16 protein-coding genes and 2 pseudogenes are annotated in these 17,004 nt (G+C 59.9%); 8 read left to right on the top strand and 10 right to left on the bottom strand.

All coding sequences use genetic code 11. From position 1 onward, the window contains the following. Window positions 1-184 precede the first annotated feature (184 nt). Window positions 185-1,907, top strand: a pseudogene (gene istA / locus FFI94_RS31045) (IS21 family transposase). Window positions 1,908-2,105: 198 nt separating this feature from the next. Here the strand turns inward: istA and FFI94_RS31040 are convergent. Then, window positions 2,106-2,255: pseudogene (locus FFI94_RS31040) on the bottom strand (IS30 family transposase); the annotation flags it as partial. A 28-nt stretch (window positions 2,256-2,283) separates the two neighbouring features. Beyond that, window positions 2,284-3,621 (bottom strand): IS3 family transposase, encoded by a 1,338-nt coding sequence (locus tag FFI94_RS31035; protein ID WP_138873775.1) that lies wholly within the window; start codon window positions 3,619-3,621, stop codon window positions 2,284-2,286. Between the two features lie 78 nt (window positions 3,622-3,699). On the opposite strand from FFI94_RS31035, the gene FFI94_RS31030 reads away from it, so the two are divergent. Then, entirely contained in the window at window positions 3,700-4,005 is a 306-nt protein-coding gene (locus FFI94_RS31030) for a hypothetical protein (protein ID WP_138873774.1), read from the top strand. A gap of 5 nt (window positions 4,006-4,010) precedes the next feature. Here the strand turns inward: FFI94_RS31030 and FFI94_RS31025 are convergent, their stop codons facing one another. After that, window positions 4,011-4,307 carry a hypothetical protein gene (locus tag FFI94_RS31025; protein ID WP_138873773.1) on the bottom strand — a complete coding sequence of 99 codons (297 nt, stop codon included), beginning with the start codon at window positions 4,305-4,307 and terminating at the stop codon, window positions 4,011-4,013. An 885-nt stretch (window positions 4,308-5,192) separates the two neighbouring features. On the opposite strand from FFI94_RS31025, the gene FFI94_RS34825 reads away from it, so the two are divergent. Next, window positions 5,193-5,723: a GNAT family N-acetyltransferase gene (locus tag FFI94_RS34825; RefSeq protein ID WP_138873771.1), complete on the top strand. Its 531-nt coding sequence runs from the start codon at window positions 5,193-5,195 to the stop codon at window positions 5,721-5,723. Further along, window positions 5,648-5,866 (top strand): TetR/AcrR family transcriptional regulator, encoded by a 219-nt coding sequence (locus FFI94_RS33890; protein WP_260684537.1) that lies wholly within the window; start codon window positions 5,648-5,650, stop codon window positions 5,864-5,866. The genes FFI94_RS34825 and FFI94_RS33890 overlap by 76 nt, the downstream gene beginning before the upstream one ends. Before the next feature lie 356 nt (window positions 5,867-6,222). Here the strand turns inward: FFI94_RS33890 and lipA are convergent, their stop codons facing one another. Next, a complete protein-coding gene (gene lipA / locus FFI94_RS31010) occupies window positions 6,223-7,248 on the bottom strand; it encodes a lipoyl synthase (RefSeq protein ID WP_138873769.1) in 1,026 nt (341 codons plus the stop codon). A gap of 123 nt (window positions 7,249-7,371) precedes the next feature. Here lipA and FFI94_RS31005 point away from each other — a divergent pair, with 123 nt between their 5' ends. Then, entirely contained in the window at window positions 7,372-8,127 is a 756-nt protein-coding gene (locus FFI94_RS31005; protein WP_138873768.1) for a helix-turn-helix transcriptional regulator, read from the top strand. 74 nt (window positions 8,128-8,201) lie between these two features. Here the strand turns inward: FFI94_RS31005 and dxr are convergent, their stop codons facing one another. The 6 genes from dxr to FFI94_RS30975 form a co-directional block, all read right to left on the bottom strand. After that, entirely contained in the window at window positions 8,202-9,407 is a 1,206-nt protein-coding gene (dxr, locus tag FFI94_RS31000) for a 1-deoxy-D-xylulose-5-phosphate reductoisomerase (RefSeq protein WP_397495605.1), read from the bottom strand. After that, a complete protein-coding gene (gene sufC / locus FFI94_RS30995; protein WP_138873766.1) occupies window positions 9,404-10,192 on the bottom strand; it encodes a Fe-S cluster assembly ATPase SufC in 789 nt (262 codons plus the stop codon). Before sufC ends, dxr begins: the two co-directional genes overlap by 4 nt. Continuing rightward, the gene (locus FFI94_RS30990; protein WP_397495590.1) at window positions 10,189-10,500 is read right to left on the bottom strand and encodes a SufD family Fe-S cluster assembly protein; all 312 of its coding nucleotides are present in this window, start codon (window positions 10,498-10,500) and stop codon (window positions 10,189-10,191) included. The genes sufC and FFI94_RS30990 overlap by 4 nt, the downstream gene beginning before the upstream one ends. Beyond that, window positions 10,497-11,372, bottom strand: coding sequence for a SufD family Fe-S cluster assembly protein (locus FFI94_RS30985; protein WP_138873764.1), 876 nt, complete (start codon window positions 11,370-11,372; stop codon window positions 10,497-10,499). The genes FFI94_RS30990 and FFI94_RS30985 overlap by 4 nt, the downstream gene beginning before the upstream one ends. Then, window positions 11,373-12,803, bottom strand: coding sequence for a Fe-S cluster assembly protein SufB (gene sufB, locus FFI94_RS30980; RefSeq protein ID WP_138873763.1), 1,431 nt, complete (start codon window positions 12,801-12,803; stop codon window positions 11,373-11,375). A 114-nt stretch (window positions 12,804-12,917) separates the two neighbouring features. Then, window positions 12,918-13,163 (bottom strand): hypothetical protein, encoded by a 246-nt coding sequence (locus tag FFI94_RS30975; RefSeq protein WP_138873762.1) that lies wholly within the window; start codon window positions 13,161-13,163, stop codon window positions 12,918-12,920. 634 nt (window positions 13,164-13,797) lie between these two features. On the opposite strand from FFI94_RS30975, the gene FFI94_RS30970 reads away from it, so the two are divergent. The 3 genes from FFI94_RS30970 (at window position 13,798) to FFI94_RS30960 (ending at window position 16,750) form a co-directional block, all read left to right on the top strand. Then, entirely contained in the window at window positions 13,798-14,550 is a 753-nt protein-coding gene (locus FFI94_RS30970) for an SDR family oxidoreductase (protein WP_138873761.1), read from the top strand. Between the two features lie 328 nt (window positions 14,551-14,878). Beyond that, window positions 14,879-16,296, top strand: a protein-coding gene (locus tag FFI94_RS30965; RefSeq protein ID WP_138871141.1) for an IS3 family transposase whose coding sequence is annotated in 2 segments (ribosomal slippage) — window positions 14,879-15,256 and window positions 15,259-16,296 — 1,416 coding nt in all. Because the reading frame shifts where the segments join, the coding sequence is not laid out codon by codon here. 82 nt (window positions 16,297-16,378) lie between these two features. Then, the gene (locus FFI94_RS30960; RefSeq protein WP_144298308.1) at window positions 16,379-16,750 is read left to right on the top strand and encodes a DUF6010 family protein; all 372 of its coding nucleotides are present in this window, start codon (window positions 16,379-16,381) and stop codon (window positions 16,748-16,750) included. Window positions 16,751-17,004 lie beyond the last annotated feature (254 nt).

Raw genomic sequence — 17,004 nt, 5'->3', positions numbered from 1 at the left:
TGGCCTTCGGTCTCGATTCGGGTAGAGGTGTCCTGTTTATGACAGCTTGAGTCGAGACCACCGTGACGGCCAGTCCCAGACCCATCTGCGACTCGCCGGACCGATGATGACGGTTTGAGCTGAGCCCACCTCAGTGTTGTGGCATCTGGCTTGTTCGGATGCCAGCAACTGCTGGAGGGCAGTGATGGAGACTCGGATGGAGTTGTTCGCCCGCATTCGACGTGATGCCCGGGTCGAGGGGTGTTCGATCCGGCAGTTGGCCCGCCGCCACCAGGTTGGCCGGGCAACGGTGCGGATGGCGTTGGCACAGGCGGAGCCGCCACCGAGAAAAGTTCCGGTGCGCTGCTCCCCGAAACTCGATCCGTTCAAAGCCGCGATCGACGCCATGCTCACCGCCGATATCGACGCCATGCTCACCGCCGATATCGACGCACCACGAAAACAACGCCACACCGCCCGCCGGATCCTCGCCAGACTGGCCGACGAACATGGGGCTCAGCACCTTTCGTATTCGACGGTGCGTGACTACGTGCTGGTCCGGCGAGCACAGATCGACGTCGAAGCTGGACGCCGCATCGAAGTGTTCGTCCCGCAGGAACACGCACCCGGTGCCGAAGCGGAAGTCGATTTCGGTGAAGTGTGGGTGATCTTGGCCGGGGTGAAAACGAAATGCCACATGTTCGCCTTCCGACTCTCGCATTCGGGGAAATCCGTGCACCGCGTGTATTCGACGCAAGGGCAGGAAGCGTTCCTCGAAGGCCATATCGCCGCGTTCGACGAGATCGGCGGTGCCGGTGACCCGTCACATCCGCTACGACAACCTCACCAGCGCCGTGCAAAAAGTGATCTACGGGCAATCCCGAGCGCGGGTGGAGAACCAGCGATGGGTGCTGTTCCGCTCGCACTTTGGGTTCGACCCGTTCTACTGCCAGCCTGGTATCTCCGGGGCGCACGAGAAAGGCGGCGTGGAGGGCGAGGTGGGCCGGTTCCGCCGAAACCGATTGTCCCCGATGCCTGTTGTCGACTCGCTCGATGAGCTCAACGAGAAGATCCGGATCTGGGACGAGGCGGACAACGCCCGCCGTATCGGCGACCGGATCCGCACCGTCAGAGCTGATTTCGCAGTCGAGAAGCCACTCTTAGCGCCACTCCCGAACGAGGGGTTCGATCCTGGATTGTCGCTGGAACCACGAGTCGATCGGTCAGCGTTGATCACGGTGCGGATGGCGAAATACTCTGTCCCGGCACATTTCATCGGCAGGCAACTGCGGGTGTCGTTGCGGGCATCGGAAGTGGTGGTCTTCGACGGCCGGGCGGTGATCGCTCGCTATCAACGGGTTATCGCCCGGGGCGGTCAGAGCCTGAAATCTCGACCACTATCTCGAAGTACTGCGCACCAAACCCGGTGCCCTGCCAGGGGCGAGCGCTTTAGCCGCAGCTCGCAGGAACGGGACGTTCACCGCAGCTCATGACGCGTTCTGGGCGGCTGCCCGCAAAACCGACGGTGACGCCGGCGGAACCCGCCAACTCATCGACGTCCTACTCCTGCACCGCACCATCGATAGCGATGACGTAATCGCGGGCATCGAAGCCGCGCTGACCGTGGGCGCAGTGACCGCCGATGTCGTCGCGGTCGAAGCCCGCCGCCACGCATCATCGGAAGTCGATGCGGGTGGGTCTGATTCAGGCCGTCATCTCGTTGCTCGTCGCGCAGGCCGGGAGCAACGCGTTGTCAGCCTGACCCAACGCCGTCTCGCCGATCCGGCAGCGATCATCGCTGGTCTGCCAGCCGATTCTCGGCCCGCGCCGACGGTCGATCACTACGACCAACTCCTGCAACTACCCGAACGCCGCAACCCCGTCCCATCCCGGTATTGCCGTGGGACACGGCTGCATCGAATTGTTGATGAGAGCTGCTGGTGTGAAGGGACTTCCGGGAAACAAACGTGCGCGTTCCAAGCATCAGACTCCGACTCCGAGTGATCTCATGGACCGTAAGTTCACTCGCGACGAGCCGAATAAGCTGTGGGTCACGGATATCACGGAACATCCCACGCCTTGGATTCCAGCAGTCGTCGCAACACTCGTGGTTACGAGACTTCCAGTAAAGCACTCAGGCGCTCTGCAGGGGTGTCCCAGTCGAGCGATTTCCGGGGTCGGTCGTTGAGTTCCTCCGCGACGGCCAAGAGTTTGTCGACGCTGTGCGCTGCCAGGTCGGTACCGCGCGGGAAGTATTGGCGCAGTAGTGGAGTGGTCCCCGAAAGTTGGACTCTTAATGGAACCTTATGCGATGGCGGGTGTTTGGGCGCGGTACTCGTCGGGGCTGAGGTAGCCGAGTCGCTGTTGAATGCGGGTGGTGTTCCACCATCGCAGGTAGTCAGTGAGTCCCGTGTGAAACTCGTCGAGAGTTCCGGGTTTCTGGATGCGGAACCATTCCTCCTTGAGGTGGCTGAAGAATCCCTCCATGACGGCGTTATCGAGGCACGTGCCTTTGCGGGACATTGACTGGGTGAGCCCTGCTTCGCGCAACGTGTCCCTCCAGAGGGTATGGCGGTACTGAAATCCTTGGTCGGAGTGGACAAGTGGCTTTTCGCCAGCGTTGAGGGTGTCGATTGCCATACGGAGGCTGTCGGTGACCATCTTCACGCTCGGAGAGGGCCCCGCCGTCGCTGAGATGATCCGGTTGTCATGGAGATCGAGGATGGGCGAAAGGTAGACCTTGGAACTGCCGATGTTGAACTCGGTTACGTCCGTGGCCCACTTGGTGTGCGCAGTCTCTGCCGCGAACTGGCGGTTCAACACGTTGTCGGCTGCCTCGCCGACCTCGCCTCGGAAGGAGTTGTACCGTTTGCGTCGACGCACCAGGCACCGCAGTCCGAGGGTGCGCATCAGTGTGAGCACGGTTTTCTTCGACACCCTCCGCCCCTGTCGTCGCAGGACAGCGAGGATACGTCGGTGCCCGTAGGCTCCCTTCGCATCTTCGAAGGTCTCACGAATGGCTTCTTTGAGCTCAGCATGCCGGTCCGCGTGACGGAGTCGATTCCGATGGTCGTAGAACGTCGACCTGGGAAGGTCCGCGATCTGCAGCAAGAGTGCCAGCGGAAATTGCGCCTTGAGATCATCGACAGCTCGAACTTTCGCCCGTCGTTCCCGCGACCTCAAGGCCCGCAATTTTCCCAGATACGCGACCTCAGCGCGAAGCCGTTCGTTCTCCGCACGCAGTGTCTCGAGCTCGCTCTTCGAAGGGGAATCCCCGCGATCGGTTGGAGGCCTGCCACGCCTTTTCGGGCGCAACCCGTCTTCTCCGTCACGTCGGTAAATGACCGTCCAGTTCGCTACCGTTGTGGGCGAGGGCAAGTCGTACTCATCGGCCAGAGCCCTTCCGGACTCTCCGTTGACGTTGCGACGCACGATCTCGAGTTTGGTCTCGAAATCGTACTGCCTGCGGTCTCTCGTCACCAGCGCACCTGCTCCCCGAAGTTGCCATCGTTGATACAACATTTGGACAGGGTTCGGGGCGAGGTCAAGAGCCAACGCGACGGACTTCGCAGTGAAGCCTTCCTCGAACAGTTCGAGCGCCGACACGGCGTCGATGTGACTTAACGTGCTTTTCGAGTACATCTAACTACTCCCTGAAGAAGGATACCTAGATTCGGTGTCCAACTATCGGGGTCCAGTCCACTTCAGCGGGTTGGACTGATGTCGCGAATTGCGGCGATGTTCAGAAGTGATCGCAAGGCGGAAAGTGAACTGATCCGGAACGGGGACAACGAGGTGAACACCCTGAAAATAGGTGACAAAGTCGTTGCCAGCGGGGATTTCGGCGGGATTCTGCGCAGACGAATCCCGGCGGGGTCAGTCGGCCGCGTCGTTCAGGCGGGGTTGGCGCGGAATCTTCGGGTGTCATTCATCGTCAAGGGTGAACCTGGTGGACATTTCGGAGTCGACGAACAGGTTGAAGTCACTGTCAAAGACATCGATCCGGTGATTCCCGTACGAACGTAACTTGCTTAGCTGCAACCGCCGGCGTCGCCGCCGCTCGTTCCACAATCGGAAGAGACTGTGCCGCTGTCGAATCCGCTGAAACTGTGGAAGCTTCCCGCTGCGCCGGAGCTTGCACTTCCAGCTCGGCGTCTGCCAGGGGAGGGATGCTCGTCGTACGCGTCGAACCGATGCTTCGGCACGTCGAGCACAGCCTTTCGTGACACGTCAGTCTGACGTTGCTGGCGTAGCGCCGCCGGTAGCGCGAAGACTGCCAGGCCGACGAACAAAGCGATTGCAGCGATAGTCACCATCATGTCGATCATGGTCCGACCCCTTCATTTCCGCCTGCTACCAGGCTCTTTGTGTACCGCCTGTCAGTTTCAGAAAACGACTGCATTTTTCAGAAGACCACTGCACGTCAGCTGGAAGCATCGTCATTAAGTCGACCCCGAGCTGCCGGCGGTCGAGGCGTGGTTCGCTAGATCCGAGACCAACTCCGAGAGTTCCTACGTGCGTGTGCGCCCTCAACTCGGAATTGATTGCTTTCTCCTATCAAGCTGCACGTGTCCATCAATCGGCGGTTACTGATACATCGATCAGAAGCTTTCTTTCGACGTCTCGCGAAGATGACGAGCACGCCCCGGCACTCCGGACCCGTTTCGGCACAGCCGGGATTGGTACCTACCTGTAGATAGATACCAAAATCCCGGCACTGCCACTAGAACCCTCCGCTGTATTCGCCCGGCTGATCCTCGTTGGTATTCGACCCTCGCACCGGGGTCTCCCCAGGGCTGCGTCCCATTTTCGAATCTCTCTCGAAGTCTTCCGAGGTTTGGGGCGCACCATCGTCGTACTGCTGAACCGTCGTAGGATTCGTTGTTCCAGGTGTTTGGTCCTGGCCTCGATCGGTGAGCGCAAAGTACGAACCGACGAGCACAACCGCAACCGCGACAGCGGCCAAAGCGACACCTTTTTGACGATTCAAAACCTCAACCTCCAACTTGGTGTTCGGTTAACAAAGAAGTGATCTCCTCCGACGACTCGATCGTATGCATTGAGCAGAACCCTGACCCCGGCCGCCGCGCAAACTCCCCTTTGTATAGTTATGCGCTACTTCGGGTCGTCTCTCTTTCGGCCGATTCTGAGGCACCGACAGGTGAGACATCCGTGAAGGCTCGACGAATCGAACCGAGTGGGAAGATCCTGACATGAGCCGCGAAACGATCCTGCAGACCGAAAGACTGAAACTTACGACCTGGATCCCGTCGGACCTGCATGACCTCGCCACACTGCACTCCGACCCCCAGGTCATGCAATTCATTGGGTACGGACGACCGGAGAGTGTCGCGGAGTCGCAAACGCGGCTCGATGGGTACCTCGATGAACAACGACGTCAGGGGTGGACCAAGTGGCGTTTGGTCAACCGCACCGGAGAAATGGTCGGTAGAGCTGGGTTCGGTGAGGTCGATTCCTGTCGCGAACTAGCCTATGCCTTTCGGCGAGATCAGTGGGGCCGAGGTTTCGCAACGGAGATTGCGTCCGCTTTGGTGGACTGGAATTCTGAACATCCAGACCGAGAACTGTTGTCGGGCAGTCTTTGTGCTCATGTGGAGGATGGGCACCGGGCGAGCATGCGCGTCCTGGAGAAGGTCCGTTGCCGCCCGTGCGAGGATCCTCGCTGGGGCGGCCAAAGTCATTGGGCGCCAGCGGATACAGTGCCGCGAGCATCAACGACGTGATCGTCTGCGGCGGCCTCACCAAAGGCGGTCTGTTCCATCACTTCCCGTCCAAGCAGTCCATTGCACAGCAACTCGTTGTCCGTTGGTCACGGTCCACCACAGATCTGGTGGTTGAACGAACTGCACGCGGTGTCCGGGGATGAGTGCCCATGCCGCGATCGTTGAGGGTGAGGATCGTGTTGCGGTGCGCATGATGCACTCTGTGCGGGGGGATCAGTGATGTCGTTGGGCGTGTCAGCAGCTCGTAGTGGGAGCGAGGCCGGCGAAGCGGGTGTCGCGGAACTCAAGCGCCGTGGCGGACTTCGACGCCGATCCCTGTAGCTGCCGCGTAGGTCCAGGGAAGTCACCGTCGTGATGTCCTGCCCCTTTCGAATCAGCTGCGCCTCGGCGCGATCCTTCCGAAGTCATCGTTCCCGACTTGTCCCATTCCATGCTCAATGCAGTAGCCGCACAGAAAGTTTGGCCACCAGAGGTCCTGGGGGCTCAGGATGCTTCAGGGTCAGGCACTGGTTGACTCTGCTAGCTCGGGAGTCGGTACTGGCGTCGTGGATTTTCGGGCCATGAGAGCTGACTTGTACAGTCGGCCCGCTCGATAGGACGAGCGAACAAGCGGCCCGCTCATGACTCCAAGAAATCCGGCTTCCTCGGCTTCCTCTCTCAGTTCGATGAATTCTTCTGGCTTGATCCAGCGGTCGACTGGATGGTGCAGGGGGGAAGGCCGAAGGTATTGAGTCAGGGTGAGGAGTTCGCAACCGGCAGAGCGTAGATCATGTAGAGCCTGGGTAAGTTCCGTGCGCGTCTCGCCTAATCCGAGAATCAGATTCGACTTGGTGATGAGATTTTCCGTTCGAGCGGCGTCCAGTACCTGGAGTGAGCGGTCATAGTCGAAACCTGGGCGAATGCGTTTGAACAAGCGTGGGACGGTCTCCAGATTGTGGCCGAGCACTTCCGGTTTGCTGGCAAAGACCGTAGCTAGCTGGTCGTGGGAGGCCCGGAAGTCCGGGGCAAGCATCTCGACACCGGTACCGGGGTTGAGCTCGTGGATCGCGCGTACGGTCTCGGCATAGAGCCATGCGCCACCATCTGGCAGATCGTCTCGTGCTACGCCGGTCACAGTTGCATATTTCAGGCCCATCGTGCGCACGCTTGCAGCGACGCGTGCGGGTTCGCCGCGGTCGAGTGCGTCCGGTTTGCCAGTGTCGATCAGGCAGAAATCGCATCGGCGAGTGCAACGACTTCCACCGATGAGGAAGGTTGCTTCCTTGTCTTCCCAGCACTCAAAGATGTTCGGGCAGGCAGCTTCCTGGCAAACCGTGTGAAGATTCTTGCTCTCTACGAGTGAGGTCAACGAGGTGTAGTTCGGCCCGGTTCGCAGCTTGGTTTTGATCCACGCGGGCTTGCGTTCGACGGGCACAGCGGCGTTGCGGACTTCCAGGCGCAGCAGACGACGAGGCGGCGGTGGGCTGTCCGCAGCGACGTGAGGTGTTTCCTTCGCCGATGAATTGTCGAATTCGTTGGTAGCCAATTGGTACTCCTTCGTTGGTATGGCCGGCGGTCGGGCAGGTGCGGCAAGCTCTCGTCGCTACCCTTTTCCAATTGCTGCGCTCGCAAACAACGAATCGGCGGTATTGCGATAGAATTCCAAGTTATGCTGAATTCAAGCCAACGGTGGGACACGGCAACATTGGTCCTTGAATTGCCATCGCGCGCGGTGATTGCTCACCACGCGCATGACGAGCATCAGCTGGTGTATGCCAGCACCGGCGTCATTTCTGTCGCGACGAGTGAGGGAACCTGGGTTGCCCCTGCAAATCGGGCGATCTGGATACCTTCGGGAGCGAGCCATCAGCACCGTGCATACGGGCCGACCAGGTTCCACGGAGTCGGATTACCCGCTACCCGCAACCCATTGGGTGTCGATGTCCCAGCGGTGATCGAGGTGAGCCCCTTGTTGCGTGAACTGATCATTCATTACACAGAACAACCCGATGAAGCAGAAGAACCGCGCCGGCGCCAGCGGCTGTTGACTGTGCTCATCGATCAACTCGCGGTGTCCTCACAACAACCAATACGACTTCCTACGCCTCGCGATCCTCGATTAGTCGAGGTGTGCAAGATGGTCGAGGAGAACTTGTCTGTAGCTCTCGATCTCGAGGATTTGGCCAAGGCGTGTCGGACGAGTTCACGAACTCTTGCTCGATTGTTCCGAGACGAAACGAGGATGAGCTACGTCCAGTGGAGAACTCAGCTGCGGCTTTATTACGCACTACGGCTTTTGGCTGACGGAATGCAGGTGGGCACTGTGGCACATCGCTGTGGCTGGAATTCGGCAAGTACATTCGTCGAAGTGTTTCGCCGCACCTATGGGCACACCCCAGGCGGACGTCGCCAGCGCAGCGAATAAGGCATCACCCACTCCAATCAGCTGGCTGACCGCAATGAGTGCAACGGGAGCGGCAAGGTGATCGCGCATGCTCGTCAAATCAGCTGTTCTGCGTGCAGGTGCGCCCAAGATTGGGCTCTGTCGATCTCCTCGATGTCGGCGGGCGGTGCTCCATCGTGATGGGTGTGAAGCCACGTGTGCAGGGTGTCGCCGACCTTGTCGACGATGTCGAGGAAACCGATCCTTCCTTCGTGGAAGGCCTCCACCAGGTGTTCGTTGGCAGCGTTCAGGACTGCCGCAGCGCATCCACCCGCAGTTCCCGCGGTTTTGGCAAGCCGGACCGCCGGAAAAGTGTCGTGGTCGACGGGCTCGAAGTTCCACCGGTGGCTGGTGGACCAGTCGACCGCGGTGACCGCGCCGGGAAGTCGGCTAGGCCAGTTGAGGGCTAGCGCAATCGGCAACCGCATGTCAGGTGTGGACAGTTGCGCCAGGACGGCACCGTCGACGAACTGCACCATCGAATGGATGTGGGACTCGGGGTGAATGACGGTATCGATCTGGGCGTAGTCGATCCCGAATAGCAAGTGAGCCTCGATGAGCTCGAGCCCTTTGTTCATCAAGGTTGCGGAGTTAGTGGTAATGACCCGGCCCATGTTCCATGTCGGGTGTACCAGCGCTTGCTCGGCAGTGACACCAGCGAGGGCGTTCCGGTTCTTGCCCCGAAAAGGGCCACCGCTCGCGGTGAGAATCAACCGCTCCACCTCTTGGCGGGTTCCGCCACCTAGACATTGAGCCAGGGCTGAATGTTCGGAGTCCACGGGGATGATCTGACCTGGACGTGCACGCCCAGTAACGAATGAGCCACCGGCAACAAGAGATTCCTTGTTGGCCAGTGCTACTAAGTGCCCGGCATCGAGCGCTGCCACGGTCGGCCGCAGTGCTTGCGCCCCGTCGATGGCATTGAGCACTACGTCGGTCTCGAGTTCGGCCAATTCACTGGCTGCACCACCCCCGGTCACGATGAACGGCTGCGCCACGTGGCGGGGATAGATTTCTTTGCATCGATGGTCCAGTTCGGAAGCTTTGGTGGGGTCGGCGATACCGATCACGGGGACTTCCAGGCGCGCCGCCTGCATTGCGAGTGCAGCGACGTCGCTGCCGGCTGCGCAGATCGCGGTGACTTGGAAACGGTCGGGGTGTGCGGCGATCAGGTCGACTGCTTGGGTACCGACCGAACCGGTGGAGCCCAAAATAGTAACGCGGCGGCGGTTGCTCTCGGTCGTGGTCACGGTGCGCCTCAGCCGTTTACGGCGTCGACGGCTGTGTTCGGGTGGTTGTCGAGGTCTTCGATTCCGAACCGGGCGTAGCCACTCTCCTCCAGCTCGTCGGCCAGGCTGGAAGGACCGGACTCGACGATGGTCCCTTCGTGGAAGACATGAACGAAGTCTGGGCGCACATACCGCAAGATGCGGCTGTAATGGGTGATCATGAGGACTCCGAGACCGGAGGATACGGATCGGTTGATACCTTCGCTGACGACGCGCAGTGCATCGACGTCCAGGCCGGAGTCGGTCTCGTCCAGCAGTGCGATTTCAGGTTTGAGCAATTCGAGTTGAAGAATCTCGTGGCGCCTCTTCTCGCCGCCTGACCAACCGACATTGAGATCGCGCTGAGAGAAGGCCGCGTCCATCTCCAATCGGGTCATTGCTCCGTTGAGTTCCTTGACCCAGTTGCGAAGCTTAGGAGCCTCACCTCGGATCGCCGTTGCGGCTGTGCGGAGGAAATTCGACGAGGACACGCCGGGCACCTCCACGGGGTATTGCATTGCCAGGAAGACACCGGCCTTGGCGCGTTTGTCCACAGACAGCGCGAGCAAATCCTGTCCGTCGAGTGTGATGCTTCCGCTTGTGACCGTGTATTTCGGATGTCCGGCGATGCAGCTCGCCAGCGTGGATTTGCCAGATCCGTTCGGACCCATGATCGCGTGCACTTCACCGGAGCGAACGGTCAGGTCGACACCGTTGAGGATTTCGATGTCGTTGTCGATGACGCTGGCATGCAAGTCGCGGATTTCCAGAGTGGTCATGAGAGATTGCTCGTGCTTTCTGTGGGGATCTGACCGCTCGCCAACCGCGAGTCGACAGCGTTCATGATGTGCTCACGGACCGGTTGGAGATCGATCCGACTGGTGACGTCAGCAAGGAAGCCGCGGACGACAAGTTGTTGCGCCTGTTCACGGGCAATGCCGCGTGACTCGAGGTAGAACAACTGCTCATCGTCGAACCGCCCTGTAGCGCTGGCATGACCTGCTTCGGTGACGTCGCCAGTTTCGATTTCCAGATTCGGCACCGAGTCGGCGCGCGCCCCGGTGCGCAGCAGCAGATTGCGATTCATTTCGTAGGTGGAGGTCTGGGTGGCCTCGGGTCTGATACGCACATCGCCGATCCACACGGTGGGCGCGGGGGGGGGGGGGGGGGGGAGAGAAGCACATTCTTGTAGAGCACGTTCGAGATGCACTCCGGTGCTGCATGATCGACGTAGAGGCGAGCCTCGATGTGTTGGTTCGCTCCGGCAACACCCACGCCGAGCATCTCGACGCTGGAGTGCGGGCCGTTCAGCCGCACGCTCGGAGTCGTTCGGAGCAGGCTCCCACCTAGGTCGACGACGACATGTTTGAGCGTCGATCTTTCGCCGAGACTGCACGTGTGGGTAGCCAGGTGGATGCTGTCATCGGTCCAGTTGTGCACGGTGACGAACGTCAGTTGTGCGCCGTCCTCGACGATGATTTCGATATTCTCCGACAACGTGCTGCTTCCCAGATACTCGACGATGACGGTGGCCTGAGAGCCGGCAGCGGCGCGTACGACGGTATGGCTGCACGTGAGCCCGGGTCTACCCCGATAGGTCACGATGACTGGATCTTGTAGCGTCTGGTCTTTCTCGATCTCGATGACCGCAGCGCTGGACTCGTTCTCCCATGCCAATGCACTGGCGCGATCGGTGGGCGCCAGGACCCTCCCCACCGATGAATGCTTACTCGAGACGATGGACCAGGTCGCAGACTCAGGAATGCTGACGTCATCGAGGATCAGTTGCACTGGCGTGAAAGGGCCGACCAGTGCGCGCACCTTTGCAAGTGGCGTGAATCGCCACGTCTCGTCTTTGCCCTGGGGTTCAGGAAACTGGGTCCAGTCCCGAGACGTGAACCGCTCGGCCGGTGATCCTGTTCTGGGTCGGCTGGATCGGGTTTCGGTCAAGGCAGCCATTCAGCCCACCGCTCCTTCCATTTGCAGCTCGATCAGACGGTTGAGTTCGAGGGCGTACTCCATGGGTAGTTCGCGGGCGATGGGCTCGATGAATCCGCGCACAACGGTGGCCATTGCTTCGTCTTCGGACATGCCACGGCTCATCAGATAGAACAGCTGTTCCTCGCTGACGCGCGACACCTTCGCTTCGTGACCCATCGAGACGTCGTCCTCGCGGATGTCAGCGAAAGGGTAGGTGTCGCTGCGACTTATCTGGTCGACCAGCAATGCGTCACATTTGACTGTGGAAGCACTGTGATGAGCGCCCTTGTTGATCCGCACCAGACCTCGGTACGAGGTGCGCCCTCCACCACGTGATACCGATTTCGACACGATGTTCGACGACGTGTGAGGGGCCGCGTGCAGCATCTTTGCCCCGTTGTCTTGGTGTTGACCTTCACCGGCAAACGCGATCGAAAGTACTTCTCCTGTGGCATGTTCGCCCATCAGCCAGACTGCGGGATACTTCATCGTCACCTTGGATCCAAGGTTCCCGTCAATCCACTCCATCGTCGCGCCTGCCTCACAGATCGCTCGTTTCGTGACTAGGTTGTAGACGTTCGTCGACCAGTTCTGGATAGTTGTGTACCGGCATCGGGCACCCTTTTTGACGATGATTTCCACGACGGCGGAGTGCAAGGAGTCAGTCGAGTAGATCGGTGCTGTACAGCCTTCGACGTAGTGCACATAGGCGCCTTCGTCGACGATGATCAAAGTCCGCTCGAACTGGCCCATGTTCTCGGTGTTGATGCGGAAGTACGCCTGCAGCGGGATTTCGACGTGAACACCCTTGGGCACGTAGATGAACGAGCCGCCCGACCACACCGAGGTGTTGAGTGCCGAAAACTTGTTGTCGCCCGCCGGGATTACCGAGCCGAAGTACTCTTTGAACAGTTCGGGCTGTTCTTTCAGCGCGGTGTCGGTGTCGAGGAACAAGACGCCTTGCTCTTCCAAATCCGCTCGGATCGAGTGGTAGACGACCTCGGACTCGTACTGTGCGGCGACGCCTGAAACGAGGCGTTGCCTCTCGGCTTCGGGGATGCCGAGGCGGTCGTACGTGCTCTTGATGTCATCGGGCAGGTCATCCCACGTCGTTGCTGGCTTCTCGGTCGATCGCACGAAGTACTTGATGTTGTCGAAGTCGATGCCAGACAGGTCCGCACCCCACGCCGGCATGGGCTTCCTGTCGAACAACGCGAGTCCCTTGAGTCGCGTTTCCAACATCCAGGCAGGCTCGTTCTTGGTCGCAGAGATGCCCCTCACCACGGCTTCGGACAGGCCCCGTTGGGCAGCTTTTCCTGCTACGTCGCTGTCGGACCACCCGTAGGCGTAGTTGCCCAAAGTTTCGATCTCCTCGGCTTGAGTGAGGATGTGCTCGGCGGCTGTCGTCATGGCGTTCACTTCTTTCCGGACTCCACAGGTTTCTTGGGGTCCTGGTGTTGGTGCTGGTCACTGCACGACTGGGCGCGCGTTCTGCGGCGCGACATGTGTCGCGCTTGGGTCGTTCTAGTTCTCTGCCGTGGACGTGGATGCGCCGATTCGACGGATGGTTCGGGCGTCGATCAACGCGTCGAACACGCTGTAGGGCGTGTCAGGGAACGCGGAATTCGGTAGCGGCGCGAAAACTCGTGGCGCAGCTTCCTCGACGTCATCGTGGGTTCGGAGATGCTTGGGCGCCGGCTCCGCGTGAGAACCCGGCTCGAGTCCGACCGAAGGCCATAGTGGGTGGTTGTGCGACTCCTTCGTGGACATGACACCAGCATGGTGACCTCGATGTGGCGCCGGCAAAGCAATGGCAGACCACCCTGAGTGATTGGCTGGATTTCGTTACAAGTATTTGTAGTTTCGAGTTCCGGATGAATCGCATCTCTGCGGGCTCGATCGGCGTTTGGTAGAAACACGAGATGCATCGGCCGGTCGAGCGCCCTATTGCCGGTAAGCAGCGAAACCTTCACCTCGAGCGGCGCCGTATCGACTGGGGACTGGGCGCGGGCAAATTCGCCGATGACAATCCCAGTGCAATGTCACACTTCCGGTGGCTACGTCGTCATTGAGGTATGAACTCGGGACGGAAGGGCGGAACGCTTGCAGTTCCGTCCGGGCGAGATCGGGTATCTGCGGCACTGGAGCCGAGCTTTCGTATTCCGGCGGAGTCGGTTGCGACTGTCCGGATTCGGGATGTAGCACATGCGCGAAAACATAATGAGCCGTCCTGGCGCGCAGGAGCTCGATCGCACGCACGTCGTCTGTCCCTTCCCGGGCATTCGTGCACGCGGGCACGGCGACTCATTGTCCTACCGAATGCTGTCGTCAGAACAGCGAGGTGTTTCCCTAAAAGTTAAGGACAACAGCATATTTCAATACTCATAGGCGAAATGGAATCTAAATGCGTATAGCGGTTGCAGGAGGGACGGGTCTAGTTGGGCAGCACTTTGTCGACAGGCTCCTTGCCTCTGGACACAGTCCGGTTGTGCTTTCGCGATCGCAAGGGGTAGATCTCACGACCGGTGAAGGGCTGGACGAGGCACTCGACGGCGTGCAAGCGGTCATCGATGTCAGCAATGTAGTGACACAAAAGTGCGCGACAGCAGTCGAATTCTTCGACCGAGTTGGCCGCAACCTCCTCGCTGCCGGCGAGAAGGCGAACATTCTTCATCACGTCGTGCTGTCGATAATCGGGATCGACGACGTTGACTCCGGCTACTACGACGGCAAGCGGACGCAGGAAAGGCGCGTACGCGAGTCGAATGTGCCGTGGACGATTCTTCGGTCCGCGCAGTTTCACGAATTCACCGAGCAGATACTGGGCATGGTGCGCGGGCCAATTGCGGTCGTTCCTCAGATGCGTAGTCAGCCTGTCGCGGTGCAAGAGGTGTCCGATCATTTGGTCGAACTGGTCGCCGGGCCGCCCAGCGGCATGAGTCCGGAGTTGGCCGGGCCAACTGTGGAGTATCAGCCGGACCTTGCACGGCGCCTCTTGCACGCCGACGGCCGACACCGACTGGTGATCCCAGTCAAAATGCCCGGTCGGCCAGGCCGCGCGATGGCTGCCGGTGCACTTCTGCCCTCGCACGACGGACCTCGTGGACGTCAGACATTCGACGAATGGCTGGTTCGAAAGTACGGAAAACGAAACTGATCGGTGGCCACCTTGTTTCCCGACCTCATGGGCGCAGCTTTGAGAATTGGTCGAGGAAGTCGGGAGTATATCGATGTATGCGGACCGGCAATTGCGTGTTCGACCATGTGGTGTGCGTCAAGTGGCAGTGTTGACTGACCAATCGTGAGTCAACAGTGCATAACCGTCGAACACGAGAGGAACGAATGGACCGGATTGTCGAGACCCGGCATCCCTGCGTGTCAGCATGAGTTGAGTCCACTGGTTCACAGCAACCCCACCTGATGCAGGGCGAGATACGGATCGACCGAACATGACCGCTCCAGCGATCACAGACCACAATGAACCGATGGATCCAGCACATCCCAGAGCCGACGGCCCTCGCCGGCGCCGCACCTTCACCACCGCGGACAAGATCGCGCACCTCACGGCGTACGAACAGGCCTGCGAACACGGCGGCGGCGGCGCGTATCTGCGACGGGAGGGTCTGTACTCATCGCTGATCAGCGAATGGCGCAAGCAACGCGATGCCGGAGTACTCCAAGGTAAGAAACTTGGTGAAAAGGTCGGCAAACTGACTTCCGAACAAGCCGAAATCGCGAGACTGACCCGCGAACTTGCCCGGGCAAACAAGCGACTGACCACCACCGAAGCCGCACTGGACATCATGGGAAAAGCACACGCTCTCTTGGAAAGTCTCTCCGAGGGAGCGGATTCGGGCGAGACGAACAACAAACGATGACCGCTGCCTGGTCCGAACTCACCGCTGCCGGTGTCGGTACCCGGGCGGCGAGCACGCTGACTGGTCTCGTCCGCTCGACAGCAACCAGACGCCGCACCGCAGCACGATTGCCCACACCGCCGGCTGTGGCCCGCCCGGCACCGGTGAACAAACTCAGTGACCTCGAACGACGTCGCGTCCTTGACGTCCTCAATTGCGATCGATTCGTCGACCAGGCTCCGCTGGAGATATTCGCTCAACTCCTCGACGAAGGGACGTATCTGTGTTCGGTGTCCACGATGTACCGAATCCTGCGTGAGAATGCGCAGGTCTCCGAGCGTAGACGGCTCGCGCGGCACCCGGCGAAGGCGTGTCCGGAACTGGTCGCGACTGCGGCCAGGCAGGTGTATTCGTGGGACATCACCAAGCTCGCCGGTCCGGTGAAAGGTCAGTACTTCGATGCGTACGTGATGATCGACATCTACTCGCGCTACATTGTCGGCGTCCATGTTCACACGCACGAATCCGGTTTGCTGGCACGGGAATTGATGGAACAGATCTTCGCGGTGCATGGCATTCCGAACGTGGTCCACGCCGACCGCGGAACATCGATGACCAGCAAGACCGTCGCGACGCTCCTCGCAGATCTGGAAGTGACACGTTCACACTCACGTCCGCGAGTATCGAATGATAATCCATTCTCGGAGTCGTTGTTCAAGACGCTGAAGTACGGGCCGGAGTTTCCTGATCGGTTCGGATCACTTTTTGCAGCAAGGGAATTCATGGAAAGCTTCACCAACTGGTACAACCATGAGCATCGGCACACCGGGATCGGCCTGCATACTCCCGCAGACGTTCACTTCGGACTCGCGGCCGGCAAGGCCGCTGACCGAAGAAGTGTCCTCGCCGCGGCCCGCGAGCAACACCCTTACCGTTTCGGCACCACAGCCGCGCCGAAGATCCTCGACCTACCCGACAACGTCTGGATCAACCGACCAGCCGCCGAATCCGAGGACGCAAAGGACTCCGAAACCGCAGCGGCTTAACACCTATTGGACTCAGACGCCTTGACAAGTTCCGCATCCCCACGACCTGATGACTACACCGGCGTCTGTGACTATGGGAGTCGTGGGAGCCGTTGGGTTTCTTGCCGTCGTCGTCATCTTCGACCCTGCCCGATCAACGCCGATTCTTGCCACCTTCCTCGCCATGATCTACGGGGTCTACCTCGGATTCGCGCTCGTGGGTGGCAGCGTTCAAGAGTTACTGGTCGAAGTCTCCTTCGTTGCCGTCGGAATCGCTCTGACAATCAGTGGCTTGTTGTTTGGACCAGTGTGGATTGCGGTGGGCCTACTACTTCACGGACTATGGGACATCGTCCACCAACACAAGCTGCTGTGGCTGGGAGTCGGGACGGTGCCACGGTGGTACGTACCGTTCTGCGCGGTCGCCGACATCTTGGGCGCAGCAGCCATTTTCGTGGCCATCCTGTTGATCTGAGGAGACTCAACCGGGGTGTGAGGCAGAAGATCTCAGTATCTCGGACAACTCGCAAGATGGTGGCACGTGAATGCCGGAGGCCCCACTCGCCCCGGAATTGCTGCGACGACGATCGCGGGTGAGTAGAGGAATCCTCGCACGAATCGCGTGGCAGTATTCATCGAACACCTGCGTGCCGCTCGGCTCGTCGCACCAACGCGTGCGGCTTGCTCCCATGGATCACGTCGCACCAGTCGAATTCGCATGCACGGTCG

Source organism: Rhodococcus sp. KBS0724 (genome assembly GCF_005938745.2).
Classification (GTDB): Bacteria; Actinomycetota; Actinomycetes; order Mycobacteriales; family Mycobacteriaceae; genus Rhodococcus_F.
This window is presented reverse-complemented; position numbering and strand designations above follow the sequence as displayed.

What these genes read in the sequence shown, in the direction of transcription:
- FFI94_RS30970 (WP_138873761.1), top strand. Translation starts at nt 13,798, where the DNA reads ATGCGTATAGCGGTTGCAGGAGGGACGGGTCTAGTTGGGCAGCACTTT.
- FFI94_RS31030 (WP_138873774.1), top strand. Translation starts at nt 3,700, where the DNA reads ATGTCGCGAATTGCGGCGATGTTCAGAAGTGATCGCAAGGCGGAAAGT.
- FFI94_RS30985 (WP_138873764.1), bottom strand. Translation starts at nt 11,372, where the DNA reads ATGGCTGCCTTGACCGAAACCCGATCCAGCCGACCCAGAACAGGATCA.
- FFI94_RS31035 (WP_138873775.1), bottom strand. Translation starts at nt 3,621, where the DNA reads ATGTACTCGAAAAGCACGTTAAGTCACATCGACGCCGTGTCGGCGCTC.
- FFI94_RS34825 (WP_138873771.1), top strand. Translation starts at nt 5,193, where the DNA reads ATGAGCCGCGAAACGATCCTGCAGACCGAAAGACTGAAACTTACGACC.
- sufC (WP_138873766.1), bottom strand. Translation starts at nt 10,192, where the DNA reads ATGACCACTCTGGAAATCCGCGACTTGCATGCCAGCGTCATCGACAAC.
- FFI94_RS31005 (WP_138873768.1), top strand. Translation starts at nt 7,372, where the DNA reads ATGCTGAATTCAAGCCAACGGTGGGACACGGCAACATTGGTCCTTGAA.
- FFI94_RS30975 (WP_138873762.1), bottom strand. Translation starts at nt 13,163, where the DNA reads ATGTCCACGAAGGAGTCGCACAACCACCCACTATGGCCTTCGGTCGGA.
- FFI94_RS30990 (WP_397495590.1), bottom strand. Translation starts at nt 10,500, where the DNA reads ATGAATCGCAATCTGCTGCTGCGCACCGGGGCGCGCGCCGACTCGGTG.
- FFI94_RS31025 (WP_138873773.1), bottom strand. Translation starts at nt 4,307, where the DNA reads ATGATCGACATGATGGTGACTATCGCTGCAATCGCTTTGTTCGTCGGC.
- sufB (WP_138873763.1), bottom strand. Translation starts at nt 12,803, where the DNA reads ATGACGACAGCCGCCGAGCACATCCTCACTCAAGCCGAGGAGATCGAA.